The organism is Nonomuraea spiralis (genome assembly GCF_014648435.1).
GTDB lineage: Bacteria > Actinomycetota > Actinomycetes > Streptosporangiales > Streptosporangiaceae > Nonomuraea > Nonomuraea spiralis.
Genome location: NZ_BMRC01000005.1, coordinates 1 through 11,870 on the forward strand (window position 1 = coordinate 1; position 11,870 = coordinate 11,870).

11 protein-coding genes are annotated in these 11,870 nt (G+C 72.6%); 8 read left to right on the forward strand and 3 right to left on the reverse strand.

The annotated features are described in order from the left end of the window. A partial coding sequence (locus IEZ27_RS13120; protein ID WP_189647425.1) for a hypothetical protein occupies positions 1-224 on the forward strand: 224 nt, incomplete at its 5' end. A gap of 85 nt (positions 225-309) precedes the next feature. On the opposite strand, the gene IEZ27_RS13125 is transcribed toward IEZ27_RS13120, so the two are convergent. After that, positions 310-774, reverse strand: coding sequence for an iron chaperone (locus IEZ27_RS13125; RefSeq protein WP_189647426.1), 465 nt, complete (start codon positions 772-774; stop codon positions 310-312). Positions 775-835: 61 nt separating this feature from the next. Next, the gene (locus IEZ27_RS13130; RefSeq protein WP_189647427.1) at positions 836-1,291 is read right to left on the reverse strand and encodes a carboxymuconolactone decarboxylase family protein; all 456 of its coding nucleotides are present in this window, start codon (positions 1,289-1,291) and stop codon (positions 836-838) included. A gap of 180 nt (positions 1,292-1,471) precedes the next feature. Here IEZ27_RS13130 and IEZ27_RS13135 point away from each other — a divergent pair, with 180 nt between their 5' ends. The 3 genes from IEZ27_RS13135 (at position 1,472) to IEZ27_RS13145 (ending at position 5,520) form a co-directional block, all read left to right on the forward strand. Continuing rightward, entirely contained in the window at positions 1,472-3,955 is a 2,484-nt protein-coding gene (locus IEZ27_RS13135; RefSeq protein WP_189647428.1) for a tetratricopeptide repeat protein, read from the forward strand. Between the two features lie 89 nt (positions 3,956-4,044). Then, entirely contained in the window at positions 4,045-4,458 is a 414-nt protein-coding gene (locus IEZ27_RS13140; RefSeq protein ID WP_189647429.1) for a VOC family protein, read from the forward strand. 237 nt (positions 4,459-4,695) lie between these two features. Then, positions 4,696-5,520 carry a nitroreductase/quinone reductase family protein gene (locus IEZ27_RS13145; RefSeq protein WP_229823939.1) on the forward strand — a complete coding sequence of 275 codons (825 nt, stop codon included), beginning with the start codon at positions 4,696-4,698 and terminating at the stop codon, positions 5,518-5,520. A gap of 10 nt (positions 5,521-5,530) precedes the next feature. Here IEZ27_RS13145 and IEZ27_RS13150 read toward each other — a convergent pair whose 3' ends face one another. Next, a complete protein-coding gene (locus IEZ27_RS13150) occupies positions 5,531-6,739 on the reverse strand; it encodes an MFS transporter (RefSeq protein ID WP_189647431.1) in 1,209 nt (402 codons plus the stop codon). A gap of 86 nt (positions 6,740-6,825) precedes the next feature. On the opposite strand from IEZ27_RS13150, the gene IEZ27_RS13155 reads away from it, so the two are divergent. The 4 genes from IEZ27_RS13155 (at position 6,826) to IEZ27_RS13170 (ending at position 11,865) form a co-directional block, all read left to right on the forward strand. Further along, entirely contained in the window at positions 6,826-7,278 is a 453-nt protein-coding gene (locus IEZ27_RS13155; RefSeq protein WP_229823940.1) for a winged helix-turn-helix transcriptional regulator, read from the forward strand. 86 nt (positions 7,279-7,364) lie between these two features. Then, on the forward strand, positions 7,365-7,922 hold the full coding sequence (locus IEZ27_RS13160; RefSeq protein ID WP_189647433.1) for a TetR/AcrR family transcriptional regulator: 558 nt from the start codon (positions 7,365-7,367) through the stop codon (positions 7,920-7,922). Positions 7,923-7,933: 11 nt separating this feature from the next. Further along, the gene (locus IEZ27_RS13165) at positions 7,934-8,290 is read left to right on the forward strand and encodes a hypothetical protein (protein ID WP_189647434.1); all 357 of its coding nucleotides are present in this window, start codon (positions 7,934-7,936) and stop codon (positions 8,288-8,290) included. A gap of 368 nt (positions 8,291-8,658) precedes the next feature. After that, positions 8,659-11,865 carry a LamG-like jellyroll fold domain-containing protein gene (locus tag IEZ27_RS13170; RefSeq protein ID WP_229823941.1) on the forward strand — a complete coding sequence of 1,069 codons (3,207 nt, stop codon included), beginning with the start codon at positions 8,659-8,661 and terminating at the stop codon, positions 11,863-11,865. Positions 11,866-11,870: the final 5 nt, after the last annotated feature.

The following is an 11,870-nucleotide window of genomic DNA, read 5'->3' on the forward strand; positions in this document are numbered from 1 at the left end:
ACGAGGCGATCGTCAAGGGCGAGAACATCCCCGAGCCGGGTATTCCGGAGTCCTTCAAGGTCCTCATCAAGGAAATGCAGTCGCTGTGCCTCAACGTCGAGGTGTTGTCCAGCGACGGCATGTCCATCGAGATGCGCGACACCGACGAGGACGTCTTCCGCGCGGCGGAGGAACTCGGTATCGATCTGTCCCGGCGTGAGCCGAGCAGCGTGGAAGAAATCTGACGGTCCCCTGCTCCACTGCGGCGGGCCGGGCCGGAGCCGGGTCCGGCGCGCTGCGGTGGAGCAGAACCGGCGGGTTCGCGGGACCTCAGCCCGCGGCCTGCCGCACGAGAGCGGCGATGCGCGCCTCGGTGTCGGGGGTCAGCTCCTTCAGCGCGAAGGCGCTCGGCCACATGGCGCCGTCCTCGAGGGTGGCCCCGTCGTTGAAGTCGAGGGTGGCGTATCGGGACTTGAACTTCGTCGCGGGCTTGAAGAAGCACACGACGGCGCCGTCCTTGGCGTAGGCGGGCATCCCGTACCAGGTCTTCGGGGTCAGGTCCGGGGCGGCGGCCCTGATGACGGCGTGCACCGCCTCGGCCAGCACACGGTCGTCCTCGGCCATCTCGGCGATCTTCTCCAGCACGTCGCGCTCGCCGTCGGCCGCCGACGCCTTCCCGCCGCGCCGCGCGGCCTTCTTCAGCTCGCTGGCGTGCGCCTTCATCGCCGCGCGCTCGTCGTCGCTGAAGCCGTCGAAGCCCTTGCCCGTGGTGGCGGTGTTCTCGGTGCTGCTCATGGTGAAATCTCCTTCTTTCTGGGGTGAATGCTAGTGCTGACCGTTTTGTGGGGGGTGCTGCTCAGCCCCACGCGCCGGCGATCTGCCGGGTCGTGGCGTTGAGCCGGTTGAACAGGTTGGTCACGCCGATCATCAGCACGATCGCGGCGAGCTGCTTCTCGTCGTAGTAGGTGGCGGCCCGGTCCCAGACCTCGTCGCTGACCGCGTCGGCCCGGTCGGCCAGGCGCGTGGCGGCCTCGGCCAGCTCCAGCGCCGCCCGCTCCTCCTCGCTGAAGTACGGCGCCTCCCGCCAGGCCACGACCGTCGCCAGCCGCTCCTCGCTCACCCCGGCCTTGCGGCCGGTCTTGACACCCGCGTCGACGCAGGCGCTGCAACCGTTGATCTGGCTGACCCGCAGGTGCACCAGCTCCAGCGTCTGGGCGTCCACGCCGCCGGAGTGCACCGCCTTGAACAGATCCTGGATGGGCTGCATCGCGCCGGACAGGACGAAGGCCGGGTTCTTCATACGGGACTGCATGGTCGTTCTCCTGTTTTCCCTGGTCCGCCGCCCCGTCCCCCGGGGCGTGACTCCATCTCAGCCGAACGCCCGCCTCACCACGATGCCCGTGGGACACCGTGGGACAGCCGGAACGCCGTTGGCCTGCGGGGATTCGTCCCGGTAAGTTTCTTCCGCGACGGGACAGAGAGGCAGAATCACGTGGGACGACAGACGCTCAAGGCGGACCCCCAGGACGAGCTGGCCGCCCGGTTGCGCCTGCTCCAGGAGTTGTCCGGGCACGGCGTACGGGCACTCGCGCGCGAGACGGGCCTCAGCTCGTCGTCGTTGTCGCGCTACCTGAGCGGCCAGTCGGTGCCGCCCTGGCCCGCGGTGATCGAGCTGTGCCGCCTGGTCAAGCGCGACCCCCGCCCGCTGCGCCCACTGTGGGAACGGGCCGCCAACCCCCTGCCCGCGCCTCCGAAGGCGAGCCGCCAGGTCCAGCCGCCGTCGCCGCCCGCCGGCGCGCCCCGGCCGCCCCGCAACGACCTGCCGCGCGACGTGCCCGACTTCACGGGACGCGAGGCTCAGCTCGACGCCGTGCTCGCCGCGGTCGCCGGCAGCCGGGTGGTGGCCGTGGACGGCATGGCGGGCGTCGGCAAGACGTGCCTGGCGGTGCACGCCGCGCACCGGCTCGCCGCCGACTACCCCGACGCCCAGCTCTACCTGGACCTGCACGGGTTCACCGACGGGCGCGAACCGCTCGATCCCGACCCCGCGCTGCGGACCCTGCTCGCCGCGCTCGACGTCCCCTCGGAGAAGATCCCGCAGGAGGGCGGCATCGAGCCGCTGGCCGCGTGCTGGCGGTCGGAGCTGGCGGCCCGGCGGGCCGTGGTCGTCCTCGACAACGCCGCCGGCGCGGACCAGGTCCGCATGTTGCTGCCCGGCGCGGGCGAGTCCGTGGCCCTGATCACCAGCCGCAACCGGCTGCTGGGCCTGGAGGAGGTGCCGCCCGTCTCGCTGGACGTGCTCACCCCCGACGAGAGCGCCCAACTGCTGGCCCGCGCCAGCGGCGACCCCAGTGGGCCGGACGGCCGGCTGGGCCGCGACCCGGAGGCGGCGGCCGAGGTGCTGCGACTGTGCGGCCACCTGCCGCTGGCCCTGCGCCTGGCCGGGGCCCGGCTGCGCCACCGGCCCGGCTGGACCGTCGGCATCCTCGTCGAACGCATGTCCGAGGGCGCGAGCGAGTTCGACACCGCCTTCGCCATGTCCGTACGGCAGCTCGACCGGGCGCAGCGCCGCCTGTTCCGGCTGCTGGGCCTGCTGTCCGGGTCCTCCTTCGACGAGTACGTGGCCGCGGCGCTGGCCGGCGTGCCGCTGCGCGGAGCGCGGGCGATGCTGGAGGACCTGCTCGACGCCCACCTCGTCCAGCAGCCCTCGCCCGGCCGCTACACGCTGCACGACCTGGTCCACCAGCACGCGCGGCGGGCCGCCGAGGAGCAGGACACGCCGGCCGAGCGGGAGCAGGCGCTCGGCCGGGTGCTCGACTACTACGTGCACGCGGCGGCCGCGGCCGACGCCGCTATGCCGTACGAGTCGGGCAGCCGTGCCGCCTCCGCGGGCAGCCCGCCGGCCGAGCTGCCGGCGTTCGGCAGCAAGCACGCGGCCCTCGGCTGGTTCGTCGCGGAGTACACCAACCTGATGGGCGCGTTCGAGGTGGCGGTCGCCACCGGGGCCGACGCGCACGCCTGCGAGCTGCCCCGCTTCATGCGTACGTTCTTCGCGCGGCGCTGCGGCACCACCCACCTCAACATGCTCTTCGAACGGTCGCTGGCGGCGGCGCAACGCCTGGGCGATCCGTGGCAACTGGCCGAGGCGCACAGCGACCTGGGCTTCGCCCGCTACAACGCGGGCCGCATGGCCGAGGCCGGCGCCGCGTACGAGGCGGCGGCGCCCCTGGTGTCGGAGGTCGGCGACCCGCGCTCCGAGGCGGACCTGATGATGCGCCGCGGCCACCTGAGCTGGGACGAGGGCCACGTCGAGGCGCCGCTCGACCTCTTCAGGCAGGCCGGCAGGCGGTACGCCGACGCCGGCTGCCCGACGGGCGCGGCCCACGCCGCCGCCGACGAGGCGTGGGCGATGTTGCAGCTCGGACGGCCCGAGGAGGCGGCGCGGCTGGCCCGCGACGTGCTCGGCCACACCGGCGGCGAGCCCGGCTGGCCCGCCACGCTGACCGCCCGGATCACGCTCGGCATGGCCATCGTGCACGACCAGCCCGACGAGGCCGCGCGGCACCTGCGCCAGGCCCTGGAGCTGGCCCGCGAGGACGGCCACAAGCACAACGAGGCATGGTGCCTCAACTGCCTGGGCGTCGCCCTGCGCCAGATGGGCCGCCACGAGGAGGCGCTGGACAGCCACCGGCAGGCGTTCGCGCTCCTGGACGAGCTGTTCGAGGAGCACTGGAAGGTGCACTTCCTCTACGGCTACGGCGAGACCTGCCGGCTGGCCGGTCTGCCGGAGGAGGCGCTGCGCCTGCACCGCCAGGCGCTGGAGCTGGCCCCCAAGGTGGGCGCGCGGCACAAGGAGGTGCTGGCGCACGAGGGCATCGCGGCCGTGCTCGACGCGACCGACCCGGCCGCCGCGGCCGAGCACCGCGCGGCGAGCCAGGCCCTGCGCCGCGAGCTCATCCCGGAGCCGGCCCGGTAACCGGTCAGGAATCGAGAAGCGCCGGGTGCGGCGGCCTCCGTAGCGTGGGGTGCATCGACAGGAGCTCTTCCGCACCAAGGAGATATGACATGAAGGCGCACGTCAGCTCGATCCTTCTCGCCGTACAGGACATGGACCGGGCCAAGCGGTTCTACACCGAGGGGCTCGGCTGGAAGATCAAGAACGACTACGGCATCTCGGTGTTCTTCGAGTCCGACGGCGCCTCGCCCGTCGGCTTCTACGGCCGCGAAGGTCTGGCCGGCCTGGTGGGCCTGAGCCCGGAGGGCAGCGGCTTCAGCGGGGTCGTCCTCACGTACGTCGTCCGCAGCGAGGCGCGGGTCGACGAGATCATGGACGAGGCCGAGAAGGCCGGCGCAACGATCCTCAAGCCCGCCGGCGCCCTGCCGTGGGGCGGGTACGGCGGCACCTTCGCCGACCCCGACGGCTACGTCTGGAGCCTCGGCTACAGCGCCGAGGGAGAGGACCAGCCGTACGCCGAGTAGCGTTTCCGGGGCGGACGGGGGCGCGGGACGGCGCCCCCCTGCCCCTCAAGGCCGGTGTCGTCCCGCTTTGCGAAGAAAATCTTGATGAAGTAGCCTGACCCCGTGACTGCCGGGTCGGCCTTGGGCCACGAACCAGAGAGCAGCCCGGCCCTCGCGTGATCGCCGGGCGGGCCCGCGGCCCGCCGTTCCTCTTCTCCATTCAGCATGTCAGTGCGAGTACCGACACCATGGAGAAGAGTGGATTTCAACAAGCAGGTCATCGAGGAGTTCCGCGCCAACAACGGCCAGGTCGGCGGCCCCTTCGAGGGGGCGAGACTGCTCCTGCTCACCACGACGGGCGCCCGTTCGGGCAGGCCGCACACGGTCCCCCTCGGCTACCTCCCCGACGGCGGCGAGCGCATGCTGGTCATCGCCTCCGCCGGGGGAGCGCCGCACGATCCCCACTGGTACCGCAACCTGCGGGCCGACCCCCGGGCCACCGTGGAGAGCGGCGTCTTCGTCTTCGACGTCGAGGCGGAGATCCTGGAGGGCGCCGAGCGTGACGCCGCCTTCGCCCGCGCCGTGGAGAGCGATCCCGGCTGGGCCGACTACCAGGCCAGGACCGCGCGTACCATCCCGGTCGTCGCGCTCAAGGTCGAACCGGGGCCGCCCCGGTCGAACGCGTCCTCGGGCGGCGCGTACCTCAAGCAGGTGCACGACGGCTTCCGCCGCGAGCTGGCGCTGATCCGCAAGGAGCTGACCGGCTCCGGCCGCCCCGGCCTGGGCGTGCAGCTGCGGATCAACTGCCTGACCATGTGCCAGGGGCTGCACCACCATCACACCGGCGAGGACCTGATGATGTTCCCGGCCCTGGCCGAACGGCATCCCTCGCTCGCCCCGACCATCGAGCGGCTGTCCAGGGAGCACGAGCGCATCGGCGTGCTGGTGGAGGAGCTGAGGCAGGCCCTGTCGGGTGACGACCCGATGCGGGTGCGCGCCGAGATCGAGCGGCTGGTCGACGAGCTCGAGGCGCACCTGACGTACGAGGAGGAGCAGCTCGTGCCGATCCTCGACCTCGCCTGAGCCGGGGCCGTCAGCGGGAGACGGCGGGCTGGTCCACGGCGTGCGCCCGCGGGTGCGTGGCCAGACGCCTGGACAGGACCGCCACGAGGAGTCCGAGCGCGCCGTACGCGGCGCCCAGCACGGCGGCGGCCGGCCATCCCCCGATGCTGTAGGCCGAGGTCGTGGTGACCGCGCCGAGCGCGGACCCCAGCGAGTAGAAGGCCATGTAGGCGCCGATGACACTGCTGCTCCGGTCGGGGCGGGCCGTGGTCAGCAGGTGCTGGCTGCTGACGTGTACCGCCTGCACGGCGAAGTCCAGGACGATGACGCCGGCGATCAGCAGCCACAACGACCACCCCGCCTGGCCGATCAGCAGCCAGGACGCCGTGAGCAGGGCCAGCGACCAGCAGGTGACCCGCGAGGCCAGGCCCCGGTCGGCCCATTGGCCGGCCCGGGCCGCGCCCAGCGCACCGGTGAGACCGGCGAGCCCGAACAGCCCGATCGCGGTCGTGCCGAGATGCCACGGCGCGTCGGCGAGCGGCAGCGCCAGCCCGCTCCACAACGTACCGAAGGAGGCGAACAGGAAGAAGGCGACCAGTCCCCGGCTGAGCAGGAGCCGGTCGCCGGTGACCAGCCGGCCCAGCGAGGACAGCATGGCGCCGTACCGGGCGCCGGGGCTGCGGACGTCGGCGCCGAGGGTACGGCGGACGGCGAACGCGAGCACCGCGCACAGCCCGGCGATGACCAGGTAGACCACCCGCCAGTTGGCCAGCTCGCCCAGCACGCCGGCGACCATCCGCACCCCGAGGATGCCGGCGACGACGCCCGAGGTGATCGTGCCGATGGTACGGCCGCGTTCGGCGGCGGGTGAGACGGCGGCGGCGTAGGCCACCGTGATCTGGACGACCACGGCGAACAGCCCGGCCAGGGCCAGCCCGGCGATCGCGACGCCGCCGGCGGGCGCGACGGCGGTCACCGCCGCGCCCGCCGCCACGAGCACCAGATGGGCCGTGATGAGCTTGCGGCGGTCGAACAGGTCGCCGAGCGGGACCAGCAGCACCAGCCCCGCGAGATAGCCGATCTGGCCCGCGGCGACCAGCCATCCCAGCGCTCCTTCCGTCAGCCCGAGATCCTGGCCGGCGGCCCGGAGGACCGGCTGAATGCCGTAGACGGGCGCCACCGCCACGGCGCACACCAGGGCGAGCAGGACCCGCTGCCGCCGGGTCAATCCTGCCGGCATGACAACCTCCAATAAGTTTCAAAGTGCAACCAATCGGAGGTTAGGGCATAATGGTTTCAGATTGCAACTCATCGAGGAGGGGTTCGGTGGACGTCACACTCGCTGCGGGAAGCGCCTGGACCGATCCGTTCTGCCCGGTCGCGCGGGCTGTCGACCTGGTGGGCGACCGGTGGAGCCTGCTGATCGTCCGCGACGCGATGGACGGTGCGAGCACCTTCACCGAGTTCCACCAGCGGCTGGGGATCGCCCGCAACATCCTCACCGACCGGCTCCGCAGGCTCGTCGAGCACGGCATCCTGGCCAAGAGCGCCACCGGCGACGGCAGGCGGCACGCCTATCTGCTCACCGCCGCCGGGCGGGACCTCTTCACGGCCGTCGTCGCGCTGCGCCAGTGGGGCGAGCGCCACGCCTTCGCCCCGGACGAGACCCACTCCGTCCTTGTCGACGACCAGGGGCGGGAACTCGCCCCGCTCTGCCCGCTCGGCCAGGACGGCGAGCCGCTCTCCGTCGAGACCTCACGCGTCCGCAAGGCCGTCTGAGCCCGCCCCGCCGTACGACGGCCTGTCGCGGAATTAAGGAACGAACGTTCTTGACTGATTGTTCCTAAACTGGCTACGATCGACCCATGGGACGACCAAGAGGATTCGACGAGGTCACGGTGATCCGGGCGGCGGCAGAGCTGTTCTCGACCCGGTCCTACGACGGCATCTCCATGGACGATCTGGTGACCCACCTCGGCGTCCATCGCAACAGCCTGTACAAGACGTTCGGCAGCAAGCGCGGGCTCTACCAGGCCGCGCTGCGCTGGTCGCTGGAGCACGACATCGCCCCGCTGATCGACCAGGTCGCCGGGGCCGGCGACCTGGACCAGGCGCTGCGCGTGGCGGTCGCCGAGCCCGCCGCCGAGGTCGGGCTCAACCTGCTGCTGCTGGCCGCGGTCGAACGCGCGCCGGTGGACCAGGAGGTCGCCGATCAGCTTTCCACGGTGCTGGCCGCCTTCGACCGGGCCGCCAGGGCGGCGGCCGGGCCGCAACCCCCCGCCCAGGGCGGCGAGGACGACCTGGCCTTCGCGGTCACCGCGGCCGTCCTCGGGCTCCGCCTGCGGGCCCGGTCCGGCACCGCGGGCACCGACATCGACCAGGCCGGCGCCGCCTTGGCCCGCCGGCTCACCCAACACGCGTAAGGAGTACGAACATGGCAGAGATCAGCATCGACGGGCAGAACCTGGTCGTGGAGATCGAGGGCCTGGACAAGTTGTGGGCGCTCAAGAGCCGGCTGGTCATCCCGCTGGCCAACGTGCGCGGCGCCACGGCCGACCCGGGGATCGTCGGCGAGCCCAAGGGGCTGCGCGCGCCCGGCGCGCACCTGCCCGGCGTCATCACGGCCGGCACCTTCCACCTCAACGGCGAGAAGGTCTTCTGGGACGTGCACGACGCGGCCAAGGCCGTGGTCATCGAGCTGGCCGACGAACGTTACGCCCGGCTCGTGGTGCAGGTCGCCGACCCCCGCGCCGCCGTGGCGCTCATCGAGCGGGCCACGGCCGTGAGCTGACCGCCTGCCGCCGGCGGCGGGTTGCCGCCGCAGTGGTCGACGTGCGGGTGGCGGACCGGCGTCGCCGATGCCGGTGCCGAAATCCACCCCATCCTGGCAGGTCCCGCGCCCCAGCGGGTGGCGCGGCGGCCGGGCCATGGCTGTCCCCGGCGAAGGGCTACCGGCGGGTAGCGACGGTTCCTTCCAGACATGTACCGACTTTTGGCGAATTTCGCCAGAAGATCTAGACGTATGCACTTACGCGGGTGACAATCCGTTCGTCAATCGAAGATCACCTGGTCCTGCGCGGACCTCTGGTCGACATGCGAGGACCGATGCGGGTTGTGCGTGGGCTTGTCGCGGCCTTCTTGGCATTCACGATTCCGGCGGTGCCGCCCGCCCAAGCCGAACCGCCGGACGCGGGCACGCCCGCGGTGAGCGTGCCCCCGGCCGCCGAAGAGGCGGCGGTCGCGACGGCCAGGCGTACGGGCGCGGCGGTCGAGATCGAGTCGATGCGGAGCGAGACCCGCCAGGTCTTCGCCCGCCCGGACGGCACCTTCACCCTCGAACAACACGCCCGCCCCGTCCGCGTCCGCCAGGCCACCGGCTGGGTGCCCGTGGACACGACGCTCCGCCTGCGGCCCGACGGCGCGGTGGAGCCCGTGGCGACGGCGGCCGGACTGACCTTCTCCGGCGGCGGCGGCGAGCCGCTCGCCCGCCTGTCCCGCGGCGGCAAGGCCCTGGAACTGAGCTGGCCCGGCACGCTGCCGAAGCCCACCCTGAACGGCGACACCGCCACCTACCCCGAGGTGCTGCCGGGCGTGGACCTGCGAGTCACCGCCGACGTGGACGGGTTCTCCCACGTCCTGGTGGTCAAGACGCGGGCCGCCGCGAGGACGCTGCCCGACCTGGACTTCCCGCTGTCGGTCAGCGGCCTGTCGCTCACCTCGGACAAGGCGGGCAACCTGGAGGCGGTCGACCGGACCGGCGGCACGATCTTCATCGCGCCCACCCCGACGATGTGGGACTCGACCGGCGCCCCGAGCCAGGCCGCGGTCAAGGAGGGCCGCGCCCCCGAGGCCCGCCAGGCCACGATGGGGGTCTCGCTCGAAGGCAGGAAGCTGCGGCTGCGGCCGGACCGCGCGATGATGAACGACCCCAAGACGCGCTATCCGGTGTTCCTGGACCCGTACTTCTCGGCCGCGCGCGGCGCCTGGACCGCCGTGTGGAGCAACTGGCCCAGCTCCAACTACCTCAACTCCAGCGACGTCGCCCGTGTCGGGCACGTCAACTCGCAGACCAACCGCTCCTTCTTCCAGATGAACACCGGCTCCACGATCCACGGCAAGCAGATCATCAAGGGCACGCTGCGCACGTACGAGACGTGGTCGTACTCGTGCAGCGCCCGCGCGGTCGAGGCGTGGTCCACCAACACGATCAGCAAGAGCACCACCTGGAGCAACCAGCCGAAGTGGGTCAAGAAGCTCTCCACGGTGAACGTGGCCAAGGGCTGGGGCTCGGCCTGCCTGCCCGGCGGCGTCGAGTTCGACGTCACCTCGCAGGTCGTGGACGCCGCCGCCAACAAGTGGCCCAACATCACCGTCGGCCTGCGCGCCACCAGCGAGACCGACCAGTACGCCTGGAAGAAGTTCCGCAACAACCCGAGCCTGGTCATTGAGTACAACTCGCTGCCCGCCGACCCGGTGGCGGCCGACGCCTGGTCCGACCCGGGCGGCCCGTGCGTCTCCGGCGACGGGCGGCCGGTCATCAGCACCCCCACCCCCAAGCTGTGGGCCCGGCTCAAGGACGTCGACAACTCGGTCAGGGGCCGCTTCGAGTGGTACCGGGCCGACGGGACGAAGGCGGGCGAATACCTGACCCCCGTCGGATCGACGGGCACGGCCTTCAACGCCGTCGTCCCGCAGAGCCTGTACGCCGACGGCGCGCTGGTCCGCTGGCGGGTCCGCGCCGAGGACGGCAAGGCCAACAGCGCGTGGAGCCCCTGGTGCGAGGCGACCGTGGACGCCACCGCCCCCGGCCGGGAGCCCGAGGTGTCCTCGGCGCAGTTCGCGGAGAACGGCTGGAGCGACGGCGTCGGCCTGGCCGGCGGGTTCACCTTCGCCCCCAACGGCGTCACCGACGTCGCCGCCTACGTCTACGGCCTGGACACCGCCCCCAAGATCGAGATCCCGCCCGCCCAGGACGGCACGGCCGCGATCACGCTCACCCCCCGCCACGACGGCCCGAACGTCCTGTCGGTGCGCAGCAAGGACCGCGCTGGACAACTCGGCCCGATCCGCACGTACGTCTTCAACGTCAACGCCGGACGGGCGCCGGCCGGTCACTGGCCCCTGGACGAGGGCCAGGGCGGCACCGCCGCCGACGCCGCCGGAACCCACCCCGCCACCCTGTACGGCGCCACCTGGGCCCCGGGCCGGACCGGCTCGGCGCTGCGGCTGGCCGGCGCGTACGCCCAGACCACCGGTCCGGTCGCCGACACCGGCCGCAACTTCGCCGTCACCGCCTGGGTACGCCTGACCGGCACCGCCGCCTCCGCCACCGCCGTCACCCAGGAAGGCGGCAGGACCGGCGCGTTCTCCCTCCAGTACGCCAAGGCCGACAACCGCTGGGCGCTGGCCGTGACGGGCGCCGACACCGACGCCGCCCCGGTCGTGCGCGCGTTGTCGGCCGCCGCGCCCCGCCTGAACGAGTGGACCCACCTGACCGGCGTCTACGACTCGGCCGCGGGCCAGATCTCCCTCTACGTCAACGGCCGTCTGGAGTCCACGGTCACCGTCGCCGCGCCGTGGAACGCCGCCGGGCCGCTGACCATCGGCCGCGGCAGGACGGCCGGCGCGGCGGCCGACTTCTGGCCCGGCGACGTAGACGAGGTCCGGCTCTACGGCCGCGCGCTGTTCGCCGACGAGGTCGCCGACCTGGTCAACAGCGCCGCCACGCTGGTCGGCCACTGGAAGCTGGACGACGGGAGCGGCCTGTCGGCCGCCGACTCCTCCGGCCGGGCCACGCCCGCCACGCTGGCCGGCGCCGCCACCTGGACCGACGGCTGGCTGGACGGCGCCCTCGCGCTCGACGGCGCCACCGGCTACGCCCAGGCCGCCGCGCCCGCGGTCGCCACCGGGTCCGGGTTCACCGTCGCCGCCTGGACCCAGCTCGACTACCTGCCCGCCAAGGACACCGCCGCCGTGGCCCAGCCGGGCACCAGGGCGGCCGGGTTCCAGCTCGGCTTCGACAAGGAACAGGGGCGGTGGGTCCTCGGCATGGCCGCCGCCGACACCGATGCCGCCGCCCTCGTCCGTACCCGCTCCGACGCCGTACCCGCCCCGCTGGAATGGACGCACATCGCCGGCGTGTACGACGCCCTGGCCGGCGAACTGCGCGTCTACGTCAACGGCCGCCTGTCGGCCACCACCGTCACTCCCCACGTGAGCACCTGGAACGCCACCGGCCCGCTGCAACTGGGCCGGACCAGGACCGCGGGCGTCTTCACCGGCTACTGGCCGGGGACCGTCGATGACGTCCGCACGTACGACGGCGTGCTCAGCGCCGAGCAGATAGCCCAGCTAGCAGCCCAGTAGCCCCT